The following is a 26,492-nucleotide window of genomic DNA, read 5'->3' on the forward strand; positions in this document are numbered from 1 at the left end:
CCAAGCACGCCACCGGTGTCTTCTGCCCTTGCCGCTTCGGAGCCTAGAGACCCAGGTCCGGCACCGGCAGTTTGAAGACATCCTTCAAGGCGTGCTTTGCGGCGTGCATCCCGGGCATGCCCGTGACCCCTGGACCCGGCGGTGTCGACGACGAACACAGGTAGACGCCCAGCAGCGGCGTCCGCCAGGGGACCGGGGACACTACCGGCTTCTGGACAAGGCCACGGACGTCCATGATGCCGGCGCTGAAATCGCCACCAATGTAGTTGCGGTTGTACTGGGCCAACTCCGCCGCGGTGATGGCATGTGATTCCACCACCAGGTCGCGGAAGCCCGGAGCGAACCGTTCCAGCTGGGCCGCAACCTGGTTGGTCATGTCCTTCGTGGAGCCGGAGGGAACATGGCAGTACGTCCACAGTGTGTGCCGGCCTGCCGGCGCGCGGTGGGGGTCGAAGCGGGACGGTTGGGCCACGAGCACATAGGGCCGTTCAGGGTGCCGTCCCGCGCTTACCTCGTTCTCCGAGCGCGCCTGCTCGGCCCGCGTGCCGCCCACGTGCACCGTGCCGGCGTCGGAAAGTCCGCTGGCCTGCCATGGCACCGGCCCGGACAGGATGAAGTCAACCTTGCACGAGCCATTGCCGTAGCGGAAGCGTTCAAGGGCGCGCCGGTAGCGTCGGGGAAGTGAGGGGCCTGCCATGTCCAGCAGCCCCCTGGGTGCCACGTCCAGCAACGTTGCGCGGGTGGCAGGAAGCTGCTCCAACCGGTCTATGGGGGTTCCGGTGTGGATGAAGCCCCCGTGGGCGCGGATGTCGTCCGCGAGTGCTGCCGCTATGGAGGCGGAACCGCCGCGCGGGATGGGCCACCCGCCGGCGTGCCCCAGGGCGCCGAGCATCAGCCCGGCTCCCGAGGCCGCCAGGGACGGCAAATGGGAAACGGCGTGGGCGGCCACCCCACTCAGGAGGGCGGGCGCCAGGTCCTCCCGGAACCGAAGGTTCCACAGCCCGGTCCCCTGTTCCAGGGTCCGCAGTCCGTAGACGCCGGCCACCAGCGGGTTCCGGGGGATCCGGAGGAGCTGGTTTTGGGTGAAGTCCATGACGTCGTCAATATGGCGTACCAGCGGTTCCATGAGCCGCCGGTACGCGGGCCCGTCCTGGCCCAGTCCCTCGACCGTCCGGTCCATCGATTTGTAGGCCAGGGCTGCCCGGCCGCCTTCCAGCGGTGAACCGAAGGACACGTCCGGGGTGATGAGGTCCACCCTGCGGGGCAGCTCGAATGCCCGGAAGAACGGGGAGGCCAGGGCCATTGGATGCACTGCGGAGCAGACATCGTGGAAATACCCGGGCTGCATCAACTCCGTGGTCCGCGTTCCGCCGCCAATCTTTGCTGCTGCTTCGAAGACCTCCACAGAAAGTCCGGCCCGCGCCATGACCGCAGCTGCCGAGAGTCCGTTCGGGCCCGAGCCCACTACCGCCACGTCAGGCACGGGTCCCCTCCTTCGAAGTGCGGAATGAGGCCCGGCGCAGTGGCTTAAGCCGGATCCGGTCCCGTGCGTTGGCGAACGGCCCACCGTGCGGATCGTCGAGGTGGTGGCGGCGGATGGGATCGTACGTGGGGTCGTAGATGTCCCACACGACACGTGCCATCAGGTACGCCACCGCGGCCATGTGCGCGGCGACAGCCAGGACGTAGTAGGGCATGTCCAGGTTGTGCTGGGAGGAACCTGCGCTGGTCACCTGTCCAAGGTACATCCAGATCGCGGCCCAATGCAGGGCTTCGATGCCCTGCCAGACAAGGAAGTCGCGCCACCGTGGCCTGGCCAGGGCCAGCAGCGGAATGAGCCACACCACATACTGGGGCGAATAGACCTTGCCGGTGAGGATGAAGGCCGCGACGATCAGGAACACCAGCTGCGCCAGGCGGGGGCGGCGGGGAGCGGTGAGGGCAACAGCGGCAATGCCTGCGCAGGCCACGGCAAAGAACCCGGCGGACAGTATGCTGACGGGGCCGGCGCCAAGCCCGGACCAGCCCAGTCGGTCCGCCACCAGGTTGTAGGCGAACCAGGCTGAACTGTATCCGGCGCCGCGGTCTGCGCTGTACTGGAAGAAATAGGCCCAGCCGGCAGGGTTGGCGGCGGCAAAGGGGAGATTGACCAGGACCCACGTTGCGGCCGCGCTGCCACCGGTCACCAACAGCGGTCGCCACCGTCCCGTGCGCACGGCAAGCAGCAGGATGGCCCCCAGCACCAGGAGCGGATACAGCTTGGTGGCAGTGGCGAGGCCAATCATGACCCCGGCGGGGACCAGCCGCTGCCGGGCGAAAAAGTACATCCCGAATGCCAGCAGGCACGCAGCCCAGAGGTCCCAGTTGATGGTTCCGGCCAGGACGATCCCCGGGGCCACTGCCACCATAGCGGCATCCCAGGGCCTGCGGCCGGGCATGCGGGCAATCACCAGCACGGTGGCCATGGCCACCGCCGCGAGCAGCACGGCATTGATGTCAAAGTAGCCCAGGGCCCGCGCACTGGCCTCTCCACCGGGCACCAGCCAGGCCGTCACCCCCGCGATCAAGCCGAGGAGCACCGGGTATTCGAACTGGCTGCCGCTGCCCAGGATGGGAAAGATACCCTCCGCCATGCCGCGGTTCCGGAACAGTTCGGGGAAATCCGAATAGCAGGTGGCATAGAACTGCGTGGGGGTTTCCCAGCCGTTGGCCCTGCAATACCCTTTCAGCAGGATCCCCACCAGGGCTGCCAGCGCCGTGAGGACAATGAGCACCCGTTGCACCGAGTAGACACCGGGGGAGACCACCCCGGGATCCGACCTGCTACCCAGTGGGCCGCCGATCACCTCGGTGAATTTCTGCAACAGTGCATCGCTGCGGCTGGGCACCACGATTCGGGGCCGTCGTCCACCGTCCGGCGCCTTGGTCTCGTGCATGGCATCGAGCTTACAGCCGGCCCCGTCCCGCGGGATCGGGGCCGGCCGTCAGCGCAGGCCGCCCAGCTGCTGGTGCATGAGCACGAAAACGTCGTTCCTGTGCTGTTCCAGCAGGGCCGTGTTCAGGGAACTGCGGCGCTGCAGGGGGCGGGACAGGAGCCCCATGATTTTTTGCATCAAGGGAGCCACCTCCTTTCTCTGTAATATGGCCGAAAAAGCGCATAACAAATTAGCGCCGCATAACGCAGCGCAAAAGCGGCGCGAATCAGGGCGCAGAAAAACCCATTGATGGGATTAGCGGGAATTGCGCGATAGGCACAATTATGAGGCGGAGCACCGCGAGCTAAGGGCGAAGCGCGACCCCGGGACAGAGTTCTGACGAACCCGGGATTATGCGCCTGCGCAGCGGGTGCCGGGCCAGCCGCATTTGCGGAAAACCAGCCGAAAACTCAGCGGGGCAGCCTGGCAGTCCTGCCAAAACGCATTCCCGGCCCGGGCCGCGCGGAGCGGGTGTCCGGGAAGCCAGCGCCTCTTAGCGGCGTCGCAGCAGGCCCGGGAGGGCCGCCGCCCGGCGGAAACCGGAGTTGACCGAAGCCACGCATGCGTCATCAGCAAAGGCCGGGAATGCATTGATGGGGGCATTCCATTCGCCAGTCAAAGTCATCATTATCCCAACCTCCTTTTCTGCCGTCCGCTGCGTGGGGTGCAATGCGGTCTATGACCCTGGCAGATGGCCGCGGGGTCAGGAATAAAGGTACCCCAGGATTCCAGGGAAGACCAGCAATTCCAGGGAAAAGGAGAAAACTTTTTGAATAAGGGGGATTAGAGGCCCCAGCGCACAATAGCGGGGGTCTTTTTATCCCAGCCAAGCGTGCAGACTTTCGCCGTGCCGAGAATGAAATGCCGGCCTTCGGTGGGCGGCAATTCCAGCCAGCGCGCCGTGAGGATACGGGAGAAGTGTCCGTGCGCCACGATCAGCACGTTGTCCATCCCGGATTCCAGGATCCGGCCGATGATCTTGTCCGCCCGCGCCGCCACCTCGTCGAGCGTCTCACCGTTGGGCACGCCATGTGTCCAGATCAGGTAGTCGGGATTGTCCTTGCGGATCAGGTCCGAGCTGATCCCCTCGTAATCGCCGTAGTTCCATTCGACGGCCAGCGGTTCATGCCGGGCATCGGGGAAGCCGGCGAGTTCGGCCGTCCGCCGAGCCCGACGGAGCGGTGAGGTGAGCACCAGGTCGAAGTCGACGCCGTCCAGCACCTTGCGGGCCTCCACCGCCTGCTGCTCGCCTTCCACCGTCAGGGGAAGGTCCGTCAGGCCGGTGTACTGCCCGCTCTTGGACCATTCGGTTTCGCCGTGCCGGAGGATCCAGAGCTGGGGGCGCGGGGCAAAGGCGGGGTTGGTCACTTGGACTCCTCAACGGGGGAAGGTTCGACGACGGCGGGAGAGGCTTCGGGGCCCTGTGCGGCAGGTGCGGATTCAGGCTGTTCGCCCCACCAGCGGAGCAGCCGCGCCTCGGCTTCTTCGGTGGGCAGTGGTCCGTATTCCATCCGTTCATTCAGGAGGAACTTGTAGGCGCGGCCCACCACCGGCCCCGGCTTGATGTCCAGCAGGGCCATGATCCGGGCTCCGTCCAGGTCCGGGCGCACCGCGTCCAAAGACTCCTGTTCGCGGAGGGCCGCAATTCTGGCCTCGAGGTCGTCATAGGCGAAGGCCAAACGCTCGGCTTTGCGCTGGTTCCGGGTGGTGACGTCGGAGCGGGTCAGGCGGTGCAGCCGTTCCAGCAGGGGACCGGCGTCGGTCACATACCTGCGGACGGCGGAATCGCTCCAGCCCGCATCGCCGTAGCCGTAGAAGCGCATATGGAGTTCCACCAACCGTGCAACGGCCTTGATGGTGTCATTGTCGAACCGCAGCGCCTTCATCCTCTTGCTGGTGAGCTTGGCACCCACCATGTCGTGGTGACGGAAGCTGACCGCGCCGCCCGGTTCGAAGCGGCGCGTCGCCGGCTTTCCGACGTCGTGCATTAATGCGGCGAAACGCAGCACGAAGTCCGGGCCGGGCACGGGCCCCTCCGCGTCGGTTTCAAGCTCTGCCGCCTGTTCCAGGACCTGGAGGGAGTGCTGGTAGACGTCCTTGTGCCGGTGGTGCTCATCGGATTCGAGCCGGAGGGCGGAAACCTCGGGCAGCACATGCTCAGCCAGCCCGGTGTCCACAAGCAGGTCAATCCCCACGCGTGGCCGGGCTCCGCAAACCAGCTTGACCAGTTCATCCCGCACGCGCTCGGCGGAAATGATCCTGATCCGGTCCGCCATGCCCGTCATGGCCTCCCGGACGTCGTCGGAGACCGAAACTCCCAGCTGCGCGGCGAACCTGGCGGCCCGCATCATCCGGAGAGGGTCATCGGAGAAGGACGCTTCCGGCGCGCCCGGGGTAGCCAGCACGGAGGCGTGGAGGTCGCGGACGCCGCCGAAGGGGTCCACCAGCTCCATGGAAGGCAGCTTCAAGGCCATGGCGTTAATGGTGAAGTCGCGGCGCAGCAGGTCATCGGTCAGGGAGGAACCGAAGGCCACCACGGGCTTGCGGGAGTCGGGATCGTACGCCTCGGCCCGGTAGGTGGTGATTTCGATCTGGAAGCCGGCCTTACGCATGCCGATGGTGCCGAAGGCCCGGCCGATCTCCCAGAAGTTGTCCGCCCACTTCTTGATCAGCGCCACGGTCTGGTCCGGGGTGGCATCGGTGGTGAAGTCCAAGTCGGGGGAGGTCCGGCCAAGGAACAGGTCGCGCACCGGACCGCCCACCAGGGACAACTCGTGGCCGGCGTCCACGAAGCGCTGCCCGAGCTCCAGGACCACCGGGTCCACCTTGAAGTCGACAGTGTGGGAATCAATCTTGTGATGTGCGTGCGACATAGTTCCTTAAGCTTGGCAGAAACCAGCGCCGCGGCAGTCCAAAAAAGCGTCACGATCCGCGCGGATTGAGGTTCCCTGCCGGAAAGTGCGTCATATCCCGTCCATGTTGGTGTCATGTTCCGGTCATCACGGGAGGGCAACAGTCGTTAGAGTGGACTCCATGGCCCATCCAGTACCGAGCGCTCCCGGCAGGAGGACGAACGCACCATTGCCGTCGGCAATCGGGGCGCACGTTGCCCCTGCCCAGCAGTCGGCACCGGCGTCGCTGCCCACGGTGGAGGAAGTTTCGGCCGGCGGCGTTGTGGTGGATACGTCCGACGCCGAATTGAGGGTTGCGATCATCGCCCGCCTTAACAGGGGCGGACGGCTCGAGTGGTGCCTGCCCAAGGGGCATCCGGAGGGCAAGGAAAACAACGAAGAGGCCGCGGTCCGGGAAATTGCCGAGGAGACCGGCATCGAGGGCACCATCCTGGCGCCGCTTGGCAGTATCGACTACTGGTTCACCGTCAGCGGGCACCGGGTCCACAAGACCGTGCACCATTACCTCCTGCGTGCCACGGGCGGCGAACTCACCATCGAGAACGATCCCGACCAGGAAGCCGTGGATGTGGCGTGGGTGCCCATCCAGGAACTTGCGCGGAAGCTGTCCTTCCCCAACGAACGCCGCATCGCCGACCTCGCCCGCGAGGTCCTGCCCGGGCACCTCTAAGCCCGGACGCCGCCGTCGCCATTGCGGCGTTAAGTGCCGGTGGGTGAGACGATGAAGTCGATGTCAGCTACCAACTTTCCTTCAGACCGGTCCGGCCGGCCCGATGACGCCGCACCCGACGGGGTGCCTCCGGAGCCGGCGGCTCCGGATCTGGCCCAGCCCGCAGCAGCGGGGGCCAGTGAGACCCGTTCCAGCGCCATCATGGCTGCCGGGACCCTGGTGTCTCGTTTCCTGGGCTTCGGCAAGACCTGGATGCTCGGTACCGCCTTGGGCCTGGGCTCAACGGTCAATGACACGTTCATCAACGCCAACAACCTGCCCAACCTGATCTTCCTCCTGGTGGCCGGCGGCGTTTTCAACGCCGTACTGGTCCCGCAGATCATCAAGGCCAGCAAGGCCCCGGACAGGGGAGCGGACTACATCAGCCGGTTGCTGACGCTGGCTGTCCTGCTCCTGTTCGGCCTGACGGCGCTGGTCACGCTGGCGGCCCCGGGCGTGATTGAACTGACCACCCAGGGGTATTCACCCCAGCAGAAGGCCCTGGCTGTGGCCTTCGCGTTCTGGTGCCTGCCGCAGATCTTTTTCTATGGCCTCTATGCCCTGCTCACCCAGGTCCTGAACGCCAACGGAGCCTTTGGCCCAGCCATGTGGGCTCCCATCCTGAACAACCTGGTGGCCATCGCCGGCCTGGGCATGTTCATCTGGATCTTCGGCGAGAACAAGGTGAACCCCCACACCCTGGACAACTGGGGCCCCACCCAAACGCTCCTGGTGGCCGGGTTCTCCACCATCGGCGTGCTGTCCCAGACCGCCATCCTGCTGGTGCCGGTTTTCCGGCTCAAACTCGGCCTCCGTCCCCGGTTCGGGTGGCGGGGCGTGGGACTGGGCCACGCAGCCAAACTGAGCGTATGGACGCTGTTGACGGCCGCCGTCGGGCAACTGGCCTTCCTGTACGTCATGCGCATCGCCACCATCCCCGGTGCCGAACGTATCCGGCTGCAGCAGGCCGGCGACGCCTCCGCTGACACGCTCCCCGGCAACGCGGTCCTGGAGGTGGCCAGCCAGCTGTACCTGCTGCCGCACTCGATCATCGCGCTGTCGCTGGCCACCGTGCTCTTCAACCGCATGACCAGGGCGTCCCAGGACGGCAACCGCACTGAACTGCGCGATGCCCTCTCCCACGGACTGCGGACCATGGCCGTAGCCACCGTCTTCGGCGCCCTGGCGCTGTTTGCCCTCGCCGGTCCGCTGGGGATGTTCTTCTCCGGCGGCTCGCGGCAGGACGGCGTCATGCTTGCCCAGACGCTGACCATCCTGGCCCTCAGCACCCCGTTCATGAGTGCCAACTTCATGATGTCCCGCGTGTTCTACGCCAACGAGGACGCCCGTACGCCGTTCTACGTCCAGCTGCTGCTCGCGGTGGTGTACGTGGCCGGCGCCTTTGCCATCCAGTTCCTGCCGGTGGGCCAGATCATCTACGCCATCGCCGTCCTGTACATGGTGGGCAACATCCTCTCCGTGGTCATCAGCGCGTTCTTCCTGCGGCGCATGCTGGGCCACCTTGACGGCCCGCGGATTGCCAACTCGTACATTCGGATGGGGTACGCGGCCCTTGGCTCGGCAATCGCCGGTGCGGGCGCCCTGTGGCTCATGGGCAGCTACAACCCGGACGGTTTCGCCTGGCAGAACCGGCTCACCGCGCTGGTAACCGTCGTTGTGGTGGGCCCCGTCATGCTGGTGGTCTATTTCTTCCTGCTCAAGCTGTTCCGGGTCTCGGAGCTCACCGACATGCTCCGGCCCCTGCTGGGCAGGTTTGGCCGCGGCGGCCTGGCCGCTGCTCCGGAAGCCGGGGACACGCCGTCGCCCGCTCACGGTGAAGGTGCCGAGGGGGAGCGCAGCCACCGCCCGGAGCGTGCCACCACGTCCGTTGACACCGGCCTTATCCCACGGATTTCAGGCGAATTTGACGCCGTCTCCTTCCGTGCCGGCCCCGATCCGGAGCACGGTTCCCGGCGGCTGGAAACGTACGACGACGGCGCGCGGCAAGGTGCCGAAGGCGCCTACCTGCCGGGTGAGGACCAACCGGGCACCGCCCGGGGCGGCCTGCTCAAGGAGCAGATCCCGCTTCCCGGCCGCCGCACCTACCAAGGCAAGCCCGGCGAGAACCCGTATTTCAAGACCCGGCGCAAGCGGAAAAAGTGAGCCCCATCGGGTCCGGCTCACGTCTTCTCCACGGCCGTTTGGGGCGGATCGGCTAGGATCGAACAGGTACAGGGGTAGTTGCATTCGGGGTTTTGCCATGCGCGGCACCCGAACGGCGGTTGCGTCACCAGACCGGCAATCCCGGACAGTCTAGGAGGAACACGTGTCCAACCCGATCGATGTCGGATCAGTACTGGGCGGCCGCTACAAGGTCACCGCCACAGTGTTGGCCTCGCACGACCACGATCTGGTGCTGGACGGTGTGGACCAGGTCCTCAACCGCCCGGTCAGTATCCTGGTAGCCGGACCGGAGAACACCGAACAGGTTGCCCAGAGTGCCCGCGAAGTCGCCACGGGCGAACGTCCCGGCACCGTACAGGTACTGGACCTTGGCGTCACCGAGGACGCCACCTACCTCATCACCAACCACACGTCCGCCGCAGACCTGCTGGACTTGGCAGTGGCGCCCAACCCGCCCTATGTGGAACCGTTCTTCACGGACACCCTGGGCAGTGAGATCTTCGGCCAGCCGCGGTCGCACGAACCCGAGCCGTACGACGAGGAAGACCACGTCGACGCCGGATACATCAACTACGCCGATACGCACCCCAGCCAGGTTGATCCATACCGTTCCGCTCCCGCAGTACCGCCCAGGCCTGCTGCCCGCCCCGAGTCCCAGCAGCCCGCTGCGCCCGGACGCAACGGCGCAGCCGCTGCGGGTTCCGGTAAAGGTTCCGGTGTCGGGACCGCCGCTGCCGGTGGTGCGGGTGCTGCAGGTGCGGCGGCCTCGAAGGCGGGTGGCGGGGCCTCCCGGATCGATCCGGATGCCACTGCCGCACAGCCTGTCGCCCCTCATGACCCATCCCTGCAGGCGCGCGCCGGCTCCGCGGACGCAGATACGGGTCCCAACGATACGGCTGCCACAAGCACACCCCAGCCGCGGGTCCAGCCCTCCGAAGAGGACCGCACGCCAAAGGTTTCCCTGTGGTCCGATGACGACTATGCGCAGGCAGGGGACAAGGACCACTACGAGGACACTCACGAATCCCCGCGGGAACAGCCTCCCGCAACGGGCAAGCCGGCCTTCTTCGCCCGTGCGGCGGCACCCGCTGCCGCCGGCGTGGCGTTCGCCGACCGTGACGATGACGACGATGACCGTGATGAGTCCGAAAACCAGCCCCGTTCAATGCGCTGGTTGGTTGGCGGCCTCCTGGCCGTCGTGCTGATCGCAGGCCTGATCTTCGCCGTAACCAACCTCGGCAGCCTCTTCACCTCCGAGCCGCAGGCCAAGCCGACAGCCGCCCCGGCAACCACCAGTTCCCAGGCGTCAGCACCTGCAACGCAGGCAGCACCGTCTGCCCCGCCTGCAGTTCCTCCGGCCATCGAGAGTGTCAGCCGGCAGGGGAACTTCGACTTTGCCGCAACCTTCGATCGCGATCTGATCAAGGCCTACGACGGCAACGCTGCCAGTTACTGGTCCGACATGGAATTCGCCACCGAGAACTGGGGTGGCTTGGCGCCGCAGGGTGTTCCCCTCGTGGTGAAACTCAAGGGCACTGCCACTGTCTCTTCCATCACGCTCTCCCAGCTTGGCGGGTCGGGCGGCAACATCACCGTCTACACCAATGACCGGCCTTCCATGGACGGAGCCAAGGCGGTAGGAACCAACAGCTTCACCTCCACTGACCTGAACATGCCGCTCCCGGAACCGGTCCAGGCACAGTACGTGATTGTCTCCATCAATTCACTTCCCAAGCTGGCGGCTCCCAAGACCCGCTACGGCTACGGCCTCCGGTTGGCGGAGATCAAGGTCCAGTAGCAAAGATCTCACCAGCAAGGGCCGTAACACGCGTCATTACGGCCCTGGGTGTTACTGCTGCTGTTACTGCTGCCCGCCGCGCAGCCGCAACGGGAAGGTAGTCTGGAAAAAGCGCCCTGTGACGGCTGGTCTCCCGTCTTCCCCGATGGTTCACCTTGTCCGGGCGCTGGAATATTCAGCACGCGGGCACAGTTGTGCCATGTGGCCGGCCTCCACAGGGAGGCGAGTCGAACAAGGAAGAGGTTCACGGTCCAGTGACCATCGAAGAGAAGACGGCGTCCGACGTTCGCGACGTCATCATTGTGGGCTCAGGCCCGGCGGGCTACACGGCAGCCGTCTATACAGCCCGGGCGAACCTCAAGCCTCTGCTGCTGGCAGGATCAGTGACCGCCGGCGGTGAGTTGATGAACACCACCGACGTGGAAAACTACCCCGGCTTTCCTGAAGGGATCATGGGGCCGGACCTCATGGAAAACTTCGAGAAGCAGGCGGCGCGCTTCGGGACCGAGATTCAGTTTGAGGACGTCACTGCACTGGAGCTCGAGGGTCCGGTCAAGACAGTGACCATCGCCACGGGGGAGACCTTCCAGGCCAAAGCCGTCATCCTCTCCACTGGCTCTGCCTACAGGGAACTTGGTCTGCCTAACGAGAAGCGGCTCTCAGGCCATGGTGTTAGCTGGTGTGCAACCTGCGATGGTTTCTTTTTCAAGGACCAGGACATTGCGGTTATCGGCGGCGGTGACTCGGCCATGGAAGAGGCTCTGTTCCTCACCAAGTTTGCGAAATCAGTAACGGTTGTCCACCGCCGTGATTCGCTGAAGGCCTCCAAAATCATGGCAGACCGCGCACTCGCCCACGAGAAGATCAAGTTCGTCTGGAACAGCACCGTGGACGATGTCCTGGGAACCGACAAAGTGAGCGGTCTTCGGTTGAAGAACCTGTTGGACGGTTCGCTCTCGGAGCTCGCAGTCACCGGTGTCTTCGTCGCTATCGGCAATGATCCCCGTACCGACCTCGTCAAAGACGTCCTCGAGTTGACGCCAGAGGCAACTATCGCCGTGGAAGGTCGCAGCTCCAGGACAAGCCTCCCCGGTGTGTTCGCTGCCGGCGATGTCGTGGACCTCACGTACCGTCAGGCCATCACCGCTTCCGGTTCCGGCTGCGTGGCGGCAATCGACGTCGAACACTACCTGGCAGACCTGCCGGCATAATCTGCGCCCATTGATATCCGAAGAGAAAGATAAGGTTATGAGCAACGCTAAAGATGTAACTGACGCAAGTTTCGGCACCGACGTCCTGTCCGCCGAGAAGCCGGTAATCGTCGATTTCTGGGCCGAATGGTGCGGCCCCTGCCGCAAGCTCGGGCCCATTCTGGACGAAATCTCTGTCGAGTACAGCGAAAAGGTGGACGTCGTCAAGGTAAATGTTGATGACAACCCTGCCATTGCCGCTGAATACGGAATCACCTCTATCCCGGCCGTCTACCTCTTCCAGGGTGGCGAAGTGAAGAGCACTGTCATCGGTGCCAAACCCAAGCAGTTCTTTGAGAAGGAATTCTCTGACGTTCTTTCGTAAGTGACTGACCCCTGGTACGACGCAGGGGAGTTGGAATAGAAGAATGGCCACCGCCCCGCAGCGGTGGCCATTCTTTTGCCCTGCGCGCGATCGGTTGCCAGTGATGTTTCACGTGAAACTCCCGCTGCCAATATTCCGTCTCCTTAACTCGAATTGGCAGAACCTGTCAATCGTCTGAGCTAAGACCGCCAACACGGCCAATGCTGAACCTGCGCGGCCTGAGGTGAAGAATGCGACGAGCGTCAGCACCATCCGACCCCCGGTAGCTAGCCGAAGGATCGAGGCAAGCGGCACAAGCTACTCGAATTCGCAATCGGTGTCTGCTCCGGCCTCGCGACTTCGCGGCTTGGGGTTGGTTTTGCCCGGGCTAAAGCTCCAACAAAGCGAGCGGGGAGGGCATCGCTGTCGGAATGGTTTCACGTGAAACAATTCCCACCGTCCAATCGGAACGCGCAGCCGATCCGCTCGGTAGATCGTGGTTCGCAACGCATGCTCCCTCGGAATGTTAAGAAAAACACAAAGGAACGCGCCCTAATCCACGGTCAGCTGCCCATCAAGCCTGTGTACAGGCAATTGCCGTTCCGCATGCCGCGCCCAAAGGCTCGAAACCATGGGGAACGGCAAGCCAGGGAGTCCGGGGCTAGCGGCGCCGGCGGGCATGCAGGTACCGGACGCGTGAGGATGACTATTTCAGCCGCTGCTCCGCAACGTTGTCCTGCGTACCTTCTACCGCCTGGCGTGGTGCCTTGGCTGTCCAGGAACCTGCGGTGGACCAAAGTCCACGAAGAGGGAAACGAGAAGACGGAGGATCTATGCCGGCAACTCAGATTTATGGACACACCGGACTGCTGCAGTGTCTTGCCACGCTAGAAAACGTCGCGCATACGACGCCGGGCGCAGTGGAGTTCTGCAGGGACCAGGACCACTCCACATACTTTTTCAGCCATTAATACGGAGGTTGTCCCATGAACTTCCCCACGGCCAATGGCCAATTTTCTAAGTGGACAGCTGACATGCATACTCTGACGTGGCGGAAGCGATGAAGGGCGTGGCGCCAGCAAGCCATAGTCCGCGCGGATGCCGAGGTGCTTGGGGGAGGACATCCTCCTGGCCTCGACGTTTGCCTCTGTGATTTCGTCAGCGCGCTACGCGCCATCTCGATCATGCGCCGTTTCACGTGAAACATCGCAGCCTGGGGATGTGTTTCACGTGAAACGCACGCGATGGACTGTAGCGCCGATACCCGGGGGAGCCCAGGCGCCTTCCCTCAGCGGCCACCCACCACCGGCTATACCAATAGCTCGCGGCAGCCCCATGGGGAAGAAGGACATGCCCTCTTCCAAGCGGAGGCGCGTCATGAAATTCCGCACGAGGACAACCCTGCGTCGTGCAACGACGTATGGTCTGCCTTTTATGCAACACACTACCGGTGCGGGCAAAGGTGCGAGATCTGGAGCTAAGAAGGAAGCTTGCAGGACCCCGCGGTCTCAGCTGATCTACAACACGGCGTCTCGGGGCAAGGCCGGCAGTCCCGGACGCCGGTTGAACAATAGGGGTTTGAAGGGCCCCTAAATCTCGCCATCCGTCCAGTGGGCTATCCAGGTCTTCCCAAGCACGTGCAATGAACCTTCACGCTTCTCCGGCGGGAGGCTCCGGGTTGACCGTTTGGGATCAAGGACGGACCTGCGAGTATCCCTTGGCCGGCCGCCGTCCACTTCTCATAAGCACTAACTATGGCGGGGATGGCAGTGCCCATCCACACGGTTATCCACACGCCATCGTAAAGATGTCCACAATCTTATCCACAGGCCGAGACCGCGGTCAGTCACTGTGGCGACATTGAAGCTTTAGTAGGAATCCCCGCAGCTCCAACCAAGCGGGCGCAATTGCAAGACGATGCTTGGTGACTAATGCCAGCATGTTCGGCTTCCCCGAGCGAGTTAGGCAAGAGAAACGCCTCTTTGCGGTTGTTTCAAAGCCTGGGAGTACCACACGCTGCGCGCGTATCCGAGTTTCACGTGAAACGCCGCAGAGGTTGGAGCATCAAGGACGAACCGCACGCGACCGGGCTGCGCTCCTTGCGGACGAGGGCGGTCGGTCCTTTGACGCGTGCGGGGGGTGTTATGCACATCCTTGTCCACAGTGCTATCCACAGGGATATCCACTGGTGACATTGCACACGGGTCCGGCGCTTCGGGGTGCTCGCATACTTTGTCCCCGGGAGGGGAACCAGACGTTGCCTCCCCTCAACCCACCGACAAGCTCCTACAGCTGCGTCCGCTGCCTTCTAGCCCGGACCTGATGAGGTCGACGCTGCCCACGGGAGATCAGGCCGAAGCGCACTAGCACCAACTACGCCGTTGACTGCTCCCTGGACAATGTCGCTACCCCCTCCCTGCCCTTTGCGCCTCGCAGTTCGCTTGCGCGGTGGACCGATGCAAACGAAGGGTCGCTGCACGACGCAGCCACTTGGCTGTCACAGTCGCCGGACACGGCGCATACCCGGTCGAGGAATCATGCTCTGCTGCCATACGACCGCCAACCTTGGTCCCACCGCAAGCGAAGGTCTCGCACCATCGTAGCCAGCTGCCGGCCCAACACATTTATCAGGGGCTGCTAAACCAGGGGGACAGGCGAATGGATGTGCAAACCTTTTGTGCCTGGGATGTAAGAGATCACGACAAGCGCCGGAGCAGCCGAAGCTATAATCGCGATGGAATCAAGCGCATCAAGCTACTGAAGAAGATCATCCTTGAAGACCAAGCAATCCCTCCCGTTCAAGATCACCATCGCAGTACATGCCGTTTCACGTGTAACAACTGCCACTCCAGACGAAGGCGCCACCGTTTACTTCGGCTATCGCAAGTGTGGGAAGCCGCTCTCGGCATCGTCGTTTCACGTGAAACAAAGTCTGCCCCGGCCGGATTCGCCGAGTACCGGTACCTTTACCGGTACCGGCGCCCATGACGCGGTGATCATCGTCAGTAAATGGCCCACATCTCTCCTAGCCCTGCGCCAACCCGTGGATGGATCCTACGAACGTGCCAGAGCAGATCCTTCGGGCCCCGGTCATCTGCACCTCGGGCGCAGAGGCCAGTCGACTTAGTGATTACTTGTACCAACAGGACCTGAGCATCAGTGTAGATCCAACGGAATCGGCGATCACATCGGTACACACCGGAAGGAACCGCCACCACGGCTCATGGAGGCGGGAAGTTCTCCAGTACCCGTCCCCATCAGCCACACATGCCATCGGCTGCAAACTTGCGACGGGTTAGTTAGCCCGCAGGACCCTCAATCGCCTCCGTGCGCACCTGGTGCGCACGGGAGCACTATGTCGCCCTGGCCCTGCGAGTAGGTGTTAGACGGCGCGCACGCCTGTGCGAAGGCAAGAATAAATGCAGCATTCGCAGCCGCGGGGCAGAAGATGAAGGCTGTGTGGGACGTATTCGCAATACAGATGAAGTCCTGGTCAAGCCCCTTGCAGAAGCATCAATACGCCGAGGCCCGTTCTGATTTGGGTACCAGCACGGACTGATCCTATCGGCTTGGCCAAATGCCAGGGAATGACACACCAATCCCGCTGCAGCCGTCGGCCCGCGGGGTCCAACCATTGGTTTCACGTGAAACAGGAACCGAACAAGTTGGTCCGAGCGGGCTGCATTGGGCTGCAACTATAGAGGTGCGACCATAGAGCAGGCCGCAAATCCACCACGGGGGAGGGTCACGCTCATATATGAAGAGGTACAGGGATAAGATCAGTGCCGAGGGCCACGGAAGCGGCAGCGAGGAGCGCTCCGTGGCCTAAGCGAGGCATTTTGAACGCACCGTTGTCCAGTTGAGGCTGCCCGATAGAGCCTAGAACAATTAGGTTCCACGGACGAAGACGCGTAATTGACAAAGGTTTCGTAGTTCGACGCGGATGCAGACCCAAGGAACTACACGAGCGTGGCAAGAATACGACGCCAGCGGCACTCGGACGGGCTTGGTGACAACGTCAAAAGAAAAAGACCCGATTCATAATGAATCGGGTCTTTCGCGGGGGAGTTAGTTGGTGGAACCAGGTGCAAGTACATCCATGATTCGGTTTAGGTCCTCGACGCTGGCGAACTCAATGCTGACTTTGCCCTTCCTCACCCCGAGGGAGATCTTGACATTGGTATCAAGGCGGTCAGAGAGTGATGATGCAAGGTAGTCCAGGCGCTCATGCCGTGCACCGGGCCTCGGAATATTGTTCTTTGCCGGCTTGGCAGGATCCTGGTACAGGGTCACCGCCTCCTCCGTGGCGCGGACAGACATTCCCTCGGCAACAATCTTCTGCGCAAGACGCTCCATGGCAGCAGCATCCGGTAGGGAGAGCAAAGCCCGGGCGTGGCCCGCCGACAGCACACCTGCAGCAACACGCCGCTGCACCAGCGGGGGAAGCTTCAACAGCCGGAGCGTGTTCGACACCTGGGGACGGGAACGCCCGATGCGGTCTGCCAACTGCTCATGGGTGGTGCCGAAGTCCTCCAGGAGTTGCTGGTACGCAGCAGCCTCTTCGAGGGGATTCAGCTGGCTGCGGTGAAGGTTCTCAAGCAGCGCATCCCGCAGGAGATCGTCATCCGCCGTATCGCGGATGATGGCAGGAATGGTATCCAGCCCCGCTGCCTGCACGGCGCGCCAGCGGCGCTCACCCATGACAAGTTCGTACGGTTCACTATCGTTTTCGGTTGATGTGCGAACAACAATCGGCTGTAGGACACCGATCTCGCGGACAGAGTGCACCAGCTCAGCCATGTCATCTTCATCGAAGACATTTCGGGGCTGTTTGCGGTTCGGATGGATATCGGACACGGGAATCTCTGCGAACCGCGCACCGGGAACCTCCACCAGCTCAACGCCGGAGTCTGCCCGCGTGTCCGCAGGGTCGGTCTTGGCTGGCTTCCGGTTCTCTGCCGCAGGAGCCCCGTTCACCTCGGTGGCAGCGGCGGATTCCACGTCAGGGGAGGGTTCAGGCTTCTCCTTGGAGCCCGCAGTGGCCTTCCTGGCAGGAGCCTTCTTCGCCGGAGCCTCATCGACTGCAGGAGCGGACTTCTTATCGTTACTAGTCTTGTCCGAATCCGGCTTGGCAGAAGCTGCTTCAGCTGCGGACGGTCGCGTCCCCGCGGCAGCGACGTCCTTGTCCTGTACGTTGGCGCTGTTGACTGCAGGTTCTTCCAGCGGCTCGGTCTTCTTACGGCCTTCCGGAAAGAACAAATCCACAGGCCGGGATACCGCACCACCGTTGCCGGCCCCATTAGTTGCGGCGGAACTCGGAATCAGCGCGCCAAGACCGCGGCCTAGGCCCCGTCGCTTCTCGCTCATGGGTAAATCCCTCCAGTGGTAGAGCCCCGGACCAGCCTGGCTCCGTGCGTTGCGGTAATGAAGATTTTAGCGTTCCGCTATTTCAGCAGCGGCTTCCAGGTAGGACAGTGCACCACTCGAGGACGGATCGTATGTCATGACCGTCTGCTGGTAGCTGGGCGCCTCAGAAATGCGCACCGACCGCGGAACCACGGCCGAAAGAACCTGGTCGGGGAAGTGCTGCCGTACCTCCGCAGCGACTTGTGCCGCAAGGTTGGTGCGGCCGTCATACATCGTCAGAAGGATGGTGGAAACAACGAGGTCAGCGTTGAGGTGCTTCTGAATCATCTCGATGTTCTTGAGGAGCTGGCTCAGGCCTTCCAAGGCGTAGTACTCGCACTGGATGGGAATCAGCACTTCACTGGCTGCACAGAACGCGTTGACCGTCAGCAGGCCCAGGCTGGGCGGGCAGTCAATGAACACGTAGTCCAGGCGCTCTTCACCGTTCTTCTCGCGGGTCTTCGCGTAGACGTCGATAGCGCGGCGCAAGCGCTGTTCGCGGGCCACGAGCGACACCAGTTCGATCTCGGCACCCGCAAGGTGGATGGTGGCCGGGGCGCAGATGAGCTTCCCTATATCGGGGCACGGGGCAACAACATCGGCCAGCGGGACGTCATTGATCAAAACATCGTAGATGCTGTCCACATCGGCATGGTGTTCGATTCCCAACGCGGTGGAAGCGTTGCCCTGCGGGTCGATATCGATAACCAGAACGTTCAGTCCAGCCGCCGCCAGTGCCGCGGCAATGTTCACGGTTGTGGTGGTCTTGCCGACGCCGCCCTTTTGGTTTGAAACGGTGAAGATCCGCGTTTTATCGGGCCGGGGCAGTTGGCGGCCCACCAGCCGTTCGCGGCGCTTGGTCTCGTGTGCAAGTTCGCGCGCGATGGGGCTTGAGTCATCAATGGCATCAATAACGTTTGAACGACCACCAGAGGTTGTTTCACGTGAAACTGCTCTAGCAGAGGCGGCTGAACCAACCGTCTTAGGGTGATTTCCGCCGCGTCCGGGAGCCATGGCACTCCCCGCCAACCCCGACCCAGCGACAGAACGTGCCGACCCCAAAGACACAAACGGTGGGATCCGTTGTGCGGAGGCTTCACTACTGGTCACTGGGGCACACTCACTCTCGTTCAGCCAATTTTGCTGCCGTTGTCTAGCCTAACCGCTCCGGCCTGCTGACAGCCGTCAGCAGGCCCGCATTAGGACTTCTTTTGGGACTTGTTCACCACGATGCGGACCACCGTGGTGGGCTCCTCCAGGAGATTGTCGCCGACGGTCAGCACGGAGGTCTCGACACCACCCAGCTTGCGGATGGTCTTGGCCGCCTTTTCGATCTCCTCGCCCGCACTCCGGCCCTTGATGGCCACCACTTCACCGTGGCCGCCAAGAAGCGGGATGGTCAGGCCGGCAAGGTTGGACAAAGCGGATACGGCCCGGGCCGTCACCACGTCAGCCTCCACATGCCCCACCGCCAGCTCAGCACGGGTGCGCATCACGGTGACATTGTCCAGGCCGAGGTCATCGACCACTTCCTGGAGCCAGATCACGCGGCGCTCCAGCGGTTCGATGAGCGTCAGCTCAAGGTCGGGACGGGCGATGGCAAGGCAAAGCCCCGGCAGTCCGGCGCCGCTTCCGACGTCGGCAACGTGGCTTCCCTGGGCAATTTCGCTTTCAATGACAGCACAATTGAGCACGTGGCGGCTCCACAGGCGCGGAACCTCACGCGGCCCAATCAGGCCGCGCTCCGTCCCGGACGTGGCCAGGTGCTCCACGTAGCGCTTGGCCAGTTCCAGGCGGTCGCCGAAGATCTTCTCAGCAGCGCGAAGCTCTGCTGCCGTGATGTCAACCATGGTTATCGGGTCAGCATTCTCTAGTCTGCGGAAACAACAATGTGGCGTCCGGCGCCTTCGCCCTCGGACTCACTCACGAAGCCGAGGTCGGCTACGGCGTCGTGCACGATCTTGCGTTCGTAGGCGCTCATCGGTTCCAGCGCCACAGACTTGCCGGTCTCCTTGACAGACGCTGCAGCATCCTCGGCGATCTTCTGCAGATGGCCGGTGCGTTCCTGCCGGTAGCCGTTGATGTCCAGGACAAGCCGGGAACGGTTCTCCGTGGCGGACAGGACAGCCAGCCGGGTGAGCTCCTGGAGGGCCTCAAGGACCTCGCCGTCTTCGCCAACCAGGCCTTCGAGCCCAACGGACTCCTCTTCGGCCACGATGGAGATGTACGTCCTGCCGTTGCGGACCTCAATGTCGATGTCGCCGTCGATGTCGGCGATGTCCAGCAGTTCCTCCAGGTAGTCTGCAGCCACGTCCCCCTCTTCCTCGAGGCGGCTGGCGGCGGAGCCCTTGGGGGACGAAGCATCCTGGTTCACGGACTCGTCCTGATCTTCGATCTCTTCAGAGAAGGCGTGCTCGGTGCTCTCGGCTGACATTACTTCTTCTTCCTGTTCTTGCGCTGGGGCTGGACGCGCTGTCCCTTGATCTCAACTGCGGAGGAGCCAGCGGTGTCGGCTGCTTCGTCCCGCTTGCCGGTAAGGACGGACAGGGCCGGCAGGCCCTTGGCGGCACGGCGTTCGGCGAGGGCCTTGGCTGCGGGGGATCCCGGCGTCGGCATGCGGCGGATGACGAAGAACTGCTGGCCCATGGTCCAGAGGTTAGTGGTGGTCCAGTAGATGAGGACACCGATGGGGAAGTTGATGCCACCCACGCCGAAGACGAGGGGCAGGATGTAGAGCATCATCTTCTGCTGGCGCATGAAGGGGCTGGCCATGGCCTCTTCGGACATGTTCTTTGCCATGATCTGCTTCTGGGTGATGAACTGCGACGCCGTCATGGCCAGGATCATGATGATCGAGAGGATCCACACAGCAACCTGGTTACCGCCGCCACCATGCAACAGGGATGCGGAGAGTGGGGCGCCGAAAATGCTGGATTCATCGAACTGCACCACCTGCTCGTGGCTCATGGCACCGATGCCTGCACCAGTCTGGCGCGCTGCAGTGATTCCTGACAACACCTGGAACAGTGCGAAGAAGAACGGCATCTGGATCAGCATGGGCAGGCAGGCCGAGAACGGGTTGGTCCCGTGCTTCTTGTACATGGCCATCTGTTCCTGGGCCATGGCCTGGCGGGACAGTTGGTCGGTCTTGCCCTTGTACTTGTCCTGGAGCTTCTTCAGGTCCGGCTGCAGCAGCTGCATGCCACGCTGGGCCTTGATTTGCTTGACGAATACCGGAATCAGTGCGGCACGGATCACCAGCACGAGTCCAATGATGGACAGCGTCCAGGTCCAGCCGTTCGCAGCAGGCATCCCGATGGCGCTCAGGCCATCGTGGAATCCGATCATGATGATGGAAACCAGCCACTTGAACGGGGCCATGATTGTTCCAAAGAAGTCCATACTTATCCCTATTCGTCAGGCCGCACTGCGGCCTTCTTCATCAGTCCGAGCAATCAGGTACCTGTCCGGATTGTTCAACACAACAATTTTGGGGGTCTGGCCTGCGGGCCATTCCCTGTGGCCGGCGGGGACGTGGTCCACTCCGCCGGCGTTCCATGGATGGCAGTGGCCCAGGCGCCGGACCGCGAGCCAGCTGCCCTTGACGGCTCCATGGACGGTGACCGCTTCAAGGGCATAGGCCGAGCATGAAGGGAAGAATCGGCAGACCGGCCCGTACAAGGGAGAAACCACCTTGCGGTAAGCCATCAGCAGAAGGATGAGGATGTTCCGGGGCAGGTTCCAGAAGAACCTCCCGACGGCGGCGGCCAGGTTGCTGAAAAGGGCGACGACGGCGGTGGCGTTAGGCACGCGTTGTCCCCTTCTGTGTTGTACCGGCTGAACCTGTCGCGGCAGCCCGTGGAGGGCGGCCAGCCAGCCGGTTCAGCGTAGATTCCAGTGCAGCGTTGTAGTCCGACAGCAGCTGGTCCCAACTGGCGGACGCGGACGCCGGAAGCGCCCGGACCACGATAGCCAGTCCCGTACGGTGCTCGCCCAAGGAGGCAGCAGCTGCTTCTCTCAGTCTCCTCTTAACGAGGTTCCTAACCACAGCGTTCCCTACACTTTTGGAAACAATGAACCCGATCCGGCTGGGTTCGTCGGCAGCAATGGCTGCCGCATATAACACTACGTTCCGGCGCCCATTGCGGACACCGGAACGTACAGTTGTTGAAAAATCGGTTGAGGTCCTCAAGCGGTTGCGGGCGGCCAGCACCTTAAACTCGCAAAGGGATGTCTACCGACAAGCCAGTTATTTAGGCCGACAGTTCGGTGCGGCCCTTGCCACGACGGGCTGCCAGGATGGCACGGCCGGCACGGGTACGCATACGAAGGCGGAAGCCGTGCTTCTTGGCTCGACGGCGGTTATTCGGCTGAAAAGTCCGCTTGCTCACGTTAGTTACTCCAGTGGATCAAAGGTGCGCCCACCCGATCAGTATGGGGAAGAACTGGCCGACGCTAAGTTTTGTATATGCACGCTTCCCCCGGCTGCCCTGACGCACTGCGCCTGGGGAGTTCAGATGGGGCCAAAAGCGGACACAAAGGACTTCACAACGTTAGGGCAATTTACGGCCCCGAGTCAAACCGGAAGGGTCCTCCCGGGCTGTCCCCAGCTGTGCCTAAGTATCCCCAACAGCCTGTGGATGAAGTGGCTCACAGGGCCGTTTGAAGAACCACACTGGTGTAATTATCCACAGCCGGATACCCAGCTATCTTCTGGGCTTTTCATCCCCTAGAGTGTCCCAGTAGCCGATTATCCACGCGCTGTGCATAACCCTGTGGATTAAGTGGGGCCAGCACCCTGGTTCCGGACTTGGGCTGCAGGCAATGCAGGCAAAGCAAGTTTTGAGGGAACCGATTGATGACAGTAGACGAAGCCAACCACGCCAATACTGTCGGAAGTTCCTGGCGCCGGGTTGTCAGCCTGCTGGAACAGGACCACCGTGTATCCCCACGCCAAAGGGGCTTTGTCATCCTCGCCCAGGCACAGGGCCTCATCGGTTCCACCCTCCTGGTTGCCGTCCCCAACGAACTCACCAGGGAAGTGCTGCAGACCCAGGTCAAGGACGCCCTGGACGATGCCCTGCACAACGTCTTCTCCGAGGACATCCGCTGCGCGATCGACGTCGACACCGATCTGGTTCCCATCCACGAAGAGCCCGAGCCCGTCGTCGAACCGGCTTACGCGCCCGACCAGCTGATCGAGCAGAAGCCGCAGCCCATGCTGCCCAGCACTTCGCATGAATTCGGCCGGCTGAACCCCAAATACGTCTTCGATACCTTCGTGATCGGTTCCTCGAACCGCTTTGCGCACGCCGCCGCCGTCGCCGTCGCCGAAGCACCGGCCAAGGCCTACAACCCGCTGTTCATCTACGGTGACTCCGGGCTGGGCAAGACCCACCTGCTGCACGCGATCGGCCACTACGCCCGGCGGCTCTACAGCGGAATCCGGGTCCGCTACGTCAACTCCGAAGAATTCACCAACGACTTCATCAACTCCATCCGTGATGACGAGGGCGCCAGCTTCAAGACCACGTACCGGAATGTGGATGTGCTGCTCATTGATGACATCCAGTTCCTGGCCGGCAAGGACCGGACGCTGGAGGAGTTCTTCCACACCTTCAACTCGCTGCATAACAACAACAAGCAGGTGGTTATCACCTCGGACCAGCCGCCCAAGCTGCTGGCAGGCTTCGAAGACCGCATGAAGTCCCGGTTCGAATGGGGCCTGCTGACAGACATCCAGCCGCCGGAACTCGAAACCCGTATCGCCATCCTCCGCAAGAAGGCGCTGAGCGAGGGCTTGTCGGCACCGGATGATGCCCTGGAGTACATCGCTTCCAAGATTTCAAGCAACATCCGCGAACTTGAAGGCGCGCTGATCCGGGTGACGGCCTTCGCAAGCCTGAACCGCCAGCCCGTGGATGTAGCCCTTGCGGAGATGGTCCTGAAGGATCTGATCACCGACGACGGCGCACAGGAGATCACATCCGCCCAGATCCTCCAGCAGACCGCTGACTACTTCAAGCTCAGCATGGAAGAACTGTGCAGCAAGTCCCGGACCCGGACGCTGGTTACCGCACGGCAGATCGCCATGTACCTCTGCCGGGAGCTGACTGACATGTCGCTTCCCAAGATCGGACAGGAACTTGGCGGCCGCGACCACACCACCGTCATCCACGCTGACCGCAAGATCCGCGAGCTGATGGCCGAGCGCCGTGTGATCTACAACCAGGTGACAGAGCTGACCAACCGGATCAAGCAGCAGCAGCGGGACTCCTGAATCCACATTGCGGCCGCCGCTCTATACCTTATTAACAGGACCATGTGGATAAGCCTGTGGATACTTAAGGGGACAAGCGCGGTTAATGGGCTTAAAACCCTTAAGGCGCCTGTGGATCGTTAAAAACCGTCCTTCACGTTGTCCCCATCCACACCCTGTTTAAAACCCAGTTAACGCACACTCCGTGAACAGGGCTTAACCGCGGAACGGTGGGGCAGGACTGGGTTATCCACAGTTTCCACAGCAGTTATTAACACTACGAATCCCAAAAAATTGAATTCCCTCAAACAACAAGATCGCTGCGCATGTTCGACCACGGGGCCTGCAGGCCCCAAAGCGGGCCGGGCCTGATCGTGGGGGATGGGTTAATCCAGGATCTTCCGGCTAAGCTGTCAGCAGCGCTCCCATCCCTGGGTTTTTGTGTGGTTTCGGTCTGAACGGACCATGCACCAGCCAGGGTGCGCCCAACTTCTTCCGGAGTTTCCCCTCGAAATTCCCGGGTTTACATGGCAGCAGCAATGAAAGGCGGCACCCTTCCGTGAAGTTCAGAGTCGATCGGGACGTCCTGGCAGAAGCCGTCACCTGGACAGCCCGTTCGTTGTCTCCGCGGCCGCCAGTGCCTGTCCTCTCCGGCCTGCTTTTGAAGGCTGAAGCAGGAACAGTAAGCCTCTCCAGCTTCGACTACGAGACTTCGGCAAGGCTTGAAATCACGGCGGACATCAGGGACGAAGGAACCATCCTTGTTTCGGGCCGGCTGCTCGCCGACATCTGCCGCAGCCTACCTTCCGCGCCGGTCGACGTCGAAACGGACGGCAACAAAGTCACGCTTACCTGCCGCCGAAGCAGCTTCCACCTGGCAACAATGCCGGAAGCCGAATACCCCCCGCTCCCTGCCCTGCCGGCCATCAGCGGAACTGTCCCGGGTGACGCCTTTGCACAGGCCGTATCGCAGGTCATCATCGCGGCCAGCAAGGACGACACCCTCCCCATCCTCACCGGCGTGCGGATGGAGATCGAAGACGACCTGATCACCCTTCTTGCCACTGACCGCTACCGCCTCGCCATGCGGGAAGTACCGTGGAAGCCGGTGACTCCCGGCATCTCCACCAGCGCCCTGGTCAAGGCAAAGACACTCAACGAGGTCGCCAAGACCCTGGGCAACAGCGGTGACATCAATCTGGCCCTGTCCGACGACGACAGCCGGCTGATCGGCTTCGAAAGCGGTGGCCGCACCACCACGTCGCTGCTGGTGGACGGCGACTACCCGAAGATCCGTTCGTTGTTCCCGGAGTCCACCCCCATCCACGCCACGGTCCAGACCCAGGAACTCGTGGAAGCAGTCCGCCGTGTCTCCCTTGTGGCTGAACGCAACACCCCGGTCCGGCTGGCCTTCACCTCAGGCCTGCTGAACCTGGATGCCGGCACGGGTGAGGACGCCCAGGCCTCGGAAGAGCTTGAAGCCCAGCTTTCCGGCGACGACATCACGGTGGCTTTCAACCCGCACTACCTGATCGAGGGCCTCAGCGTCATCGAGACCAAGTTCGTCCGCTTCTCTTTCACCACGGCACCCAAGCCCGCCATGATCACGGCGCAGGCGGATGCCGACGGCGAGGACCAGGATGACTACCGTTACCTGGTGATGCCGGTCCGCCTTCCCAACTAATCCCCATCGGCTCCCAGCCTTCGCAAGCTCAGGCCGGCCCCTAGCCGATGGGGCCCCACCCACCGCCACCCTCCCACTAGCGCAGAAAAGAGTTCCACGTGCACATTGGACTGATCGGCCTCGGCAAAATGGGATTCAACATGCGCGAGCGGCTGCGCAAGGGCGGCATCGAGGTCACCGGCTATGACCGGAACCCCGACGTCACCGATGCCGCCAGCGTCGATGACCTGATGGCCGCTGTCCCGGCGCCCAGGATCATCTGGGTCATGGTCCCGTCAGGGGCCATCACGGACGCCGTTATCACCGAACTCAGCGAAAAACTGGAGCCGGGCGACCTGGTCATCGACGGCGGCAACTCCCGGTTCACGGAAGACCAGAAGCACGGCGAAGTGCTTGCTGCCAAGGGGATCCGCTTCGCGGACTGCGGTGTCTCGGGTGGCGTCTGGGGCCTCCAGAACGGCTACGGCCTGATGGCCGGCGGTGACGCCGCCGACATCGAACGCGCCCTGCCGGTCTTTGACGCGTTGCGCCCGGAAGGTGAACGGGCGGACAGTTTTGTGCACGTGGGCGGCGTCGGTGCCGGCCACTACGCCAAGATGGTCCACAACGGCATCGAGTACGGCCTGATGCAGGCGTACGCCGAGGGCTACGAACTGTTGGCCGCCAAGGACATCGTCACCGACCTGCCCGGCACGTTCCGGGCCTGGCAAAAGGGAACTGTGGTCCGCTCGTGGCTGCTGGACCTCATGGTCAAGGCCCTTGACGAGGATCCGGGGCTGTCCTCGATCGACGATTACGTGGAGGATTCGGGCGAAGGCCGCTGGACGGTGGAGGAGGCTATTGCCAACGCCGTCCCCGCTCCGGCCATTACCGCCGCGCTGTTCGCCCGGTTCGCCTCCCGGGAAGACACCTCTCCTGCCATGAAGATGGTTTCCGCTCTGCGCCACCAGTTTGGCGGCCACGCAACCCGTCCCGCCAAGTAGCACCCACAGGGAACCAGCAGCGTTCCCA

The 26,492-nt window shown here is 62.8% G+C and carries 22 protein-coding genes; 8 read left to right on the forward strand and 14 right to left on the reverse strand.

Annotation, left to right across the window (positions count from 1 at the left end):
- Positions 1–43: 43 nt before the first annotated feature.
- The 6 genes from ASG86_RS14995 to ASG86_RS15010 form a co-directional block, all read right to left on the reverse strand.
- Positions 44–1,483, reverse strand: a complete 1,440-nt coding sequence (locus ASG86_RS14995; protein ID WP_056335964.1) for a phytoene desaturase family protein — start codon at positions 1,481–1,483, stop codon at positions 44–46.
- A complete protein-coding gene (locus tag ASG86_RS15000) occupies positions 1,476–2,936 on the reverse strand; it encodes a glycosyltransferase family 87 protein (RefSeq protein WP_056335967.1) in 1,461 nt (486 codons plus the stop codon). Before ASG86_RS15000 ends, ASG86_RS14995 begins: the two co-directional genes overlap by 8 nt.
- A 48-nt stretch (positions 2,937–2,984) precedes the next feature.
- Entirely contained in the window at positions 2,985–3,113 is a 129-nt protein-coding gene (locus tag ASG86_RS21115; RefSeq protein WP_268760610.1) for a hypothetical protein, read from the reverse strand.
- 355 nt (positions 3,114–3,468) lie between these two features.
- Complete coding sequence (locus ASG86_RS21120) at positions 3,469–3,603, reverse strand: hypothetical protein (RefSeq protein WP_268760611.1); 135 nt, start codon at positions 3,601–3,603, stop codon at positions 3,469–3,471.
- Positions 3,604–3,758: 155 nt separating this feature from the next.
- Positions 3,759–4,343 carry a histidine phosphatase family protein gene (locus tag ASG86_RS15005; RefSeq protein WP_018769863.1) on the reverse strand — a complete coding sequence of 195 codons (585 nt, stop codon included), beginning with the start codon at positions 4,341–4,343 and terminating at the stop codon, positions 3,759–3,761.
- Complete coding sequence (locus ASG86_RS15010; RefSeq protein ID WP_056335970.1) at positions 4,340–5,848, reverse strand: CCA tRNA nucleotidyltransferase; 1,509 nt, start codon at positions 5,846–5,848, stop codon at positions 4,340–4,342. Before ASG86_RS15010 ends, ASG86_RS15005 begins: the two co-directional genes overlap by 4 nt.
- 208 nt (positions 5,849–6,056) lie before the next feature.
- On the opposite strand from ASG86_RS15010, the gene ASG86_RS15015 reads away from it, so the two are divergent.
- The 5 genes from ASG86_RS15015 to trxA all read left to right on the forward strand — a co-directional run bounded on the left by ASG86_RS15015 (position 6,057) and on the right by trxA (position 12,153).
- Entirely contained in the window at positions 6,057–6,557 is a 501-nt protein-coding gene (locus ASG86_RS15015) for an NUDIX hydrolase (protein ID WP_056335973.1), read from the forward strand.
- Positions 6,558–6,617: 60 nt separating this feature from the next.
- Positions 6,618–8,759, forward strand: a complete 2,142-nt coding sequence (murJ, locus tag ASG86_RS15020) for a murein biosynthesis integral membrane protein MurJ (protein WP_056335976.1) — start codon at positions 6,618–6,620, stop codon at positions 8,757–8,759.
- 163 nt (positions 8,760–8,922) lie between these two features.
- Positions 8,923–10,578, forward strand: coding sequence for a hypothetical protein (locus tag ASG86_RS15025; protein WP_056335979.1), 1,656 nt, complete (start codon positions 8,923–8,925; stop codon positions 10,576–10,578).
- A 254-nt stretch (positions 10,579–10,832) separates the two neighbouring features.
- The gene (gene trxB / locus ASG86_RS15030; protein ID WP_056335983.1) at positions 10,833–11,789 is read left to right on the forward strand and encodes a thioredoxin-disulfide reductase; all 957 of its coding nucleotides are present in this window, start codon (positions 10,833–10,835) and stop codon (positions 11,787–11,789) included.
- Between the two features lie 37 nt (positions 11,790–11,826).
- A complete protein-coding gene (trxA, locus tag ASG86_RS15035) occupies positions 11,827–12,153 on the forward strand; it encodes a thioredoxin (protein ID WP_056335985.1) in 327 nt (108 codons plus the stop codon).
- A gap of 4,047 nt (positions 12,154–16,200) precedes the next feature.
- On the opposite strand, the gene ASG86_RS15040 is transcribed toward trxA, so the two are convergent.
- From ASG86_RS15040 to rpmH, 8 genes are all read right to left on the reverse strand, one after another.
- Complete coding sequence (locus ASG86_RS15040) at positions 16,201–17,499, reverse strand: ParB/RepB/Spo0J family partition protein (protein WP_056335988.1); 1,299 nt, start codon at positions 17,497–17,499, stop codon at positions 16,201–16,203.
- A gap of 66 nt (positions 17,500–17,565) precedes the next feature.
- Positions 17,566–18,648, reverse strand: a complete 1,083-nt coding sequence (locus ASG86_RS15045; protein ID WP_235565192.1) for a ParA family protein — start codon at positions 18,646–18,648, stop codon at positions 17,566–17,568.
- Between the two features lie 89 nt (positions 18,649–18,737).
- The gene (gene rsmG / locus ASG86_RS15050) at positions 18,738–19,388 is read right to left on the reverse strand and encodes a 16S rRNA (guanine(527)-N(7))-methyltransferase RsmG (RefSeq protein ID WP_056335995.1); all 651 of its coding nucleotides are present in this window, start codon (positions 19,386–19,388) and stop codon (positions 18,738–18,740) included.
- Between the two features lie 20 nt (positions 19,389–19,408).
- On the reverse strand, positions 19,409–19,972 hold the full coding sequence (locus ASG86_RS15055; RefSeq protein WP_056335998.1) for a Jag family protein: 564 nt from the start codon (positions 19,970–19,972) through the stop codon (positions 19,409–19,411).
- Positions 19,972–20,940, reverse strand: a complete 969-nt coding sequence (gene yidC, locus ASG86_RS15060; protein WP_056336001.1) for a membrane protein insertase YidC — start codon at positions 20,938–20,940, stop codon at positions 19,972–19,974. Before yidC ends, ASG86_RS15055 begins: the two co-directional genes overlap by 1 nt.
- Positions 20,941–20,955: 15 nt before the next feature.
- Positions 20,956–21,348: a membrane protein insertion efficiency factor YidD gene (gene yidD / locus ASG86_RS15065; protein ID WP_200946273.1), complete on the reverse strand. Its 393-nt coding sequence runs from the start codon at positions 21,346–21,348 to the stop codon at positions 20,956–20,958.
- A complete protein-coding gene (gene rnpA / locus ASG86_RS20260) occupies positions 21,341–21,751 on the reverse strand; it encodes a ribonuclease P protein component (protein WP_082566806.1) in 411 nt (136 codons plus the stop codon). The genes yidD and rnpA overlap by 8 nt, the downstream gene beginning before the upstream one ends.
- 40 nt (positions 21,752–21,791) lie before the next feature.
- On the reverse strand, positions 21,792–21,929 hold the full coding sequence (gene rpmH / locus ASG86_RS20265) for a 50S ribosomal protein L34 (RefSeq protein ID WP_003800212.1): 138 nt from the start codon (positions 21,927–21,929) through the stop codon (positions 21,792–21,794).
- A gap of 467 nt (positions 21,930–22,396) precedes the next feature.
- Here rpmH and dnaA point away from each other — a divergent pair, with 467 nt between their 5' ends.
- The 3 genes from dnaA to gnd all read left to right on the forward strand — a co-directional run bounded on the left by dnaA (position 22,397) and on the right by gnd (position 26,464).
- Positions 22,397–23,818, forward strand: a complete 1,422-nt coding sequence (dnaA, locus tag ASG86_RS15070) for a chromosomal replication initiator protein DnaA (protein WP_018769876.1) — start codon at positions 22,397–22,399, stop codon at positions 23,816–23,818.
- Positions 23,819–24,356: 538 nt separating this feature from the next.
- Entirely contained in the window at positions 24,357–25,481 is a 1,125-nt protein-coding gene (dnaN, locus tag ASG86_RS15075; protein WP_018769877.1) for a DNA polymerase III subunit beta, read from the forward strand.
- A 98-nt stretch (positions 25,482–25,579) separates the two neighbouring features.
- Positions 25,580–26,464 (forward strand): phosphogluconate dehydrogenase (NAD(+)-dependent, decarboxylating), encoded by an 885-nt coding sequence (gnd, locus tag ASG86_RS15080; protein ID WP_056336006.1) that lies wholly within the window; start codon positions 25,580–25,582, stop codon positions 26,462–26,464.
- The last annotated feature ends 28 nt before the right edge of the window (positions 26,465–26,492 follow it).

This window comes from Arthrobacter sp. Soil764 (assembly GCF_001428075.1).
Classification (GTDB): Bacteria; Actinomycetota; Actinomycetes; order Actinomycetales; family Micrococcaceae; genus Arthrobacter.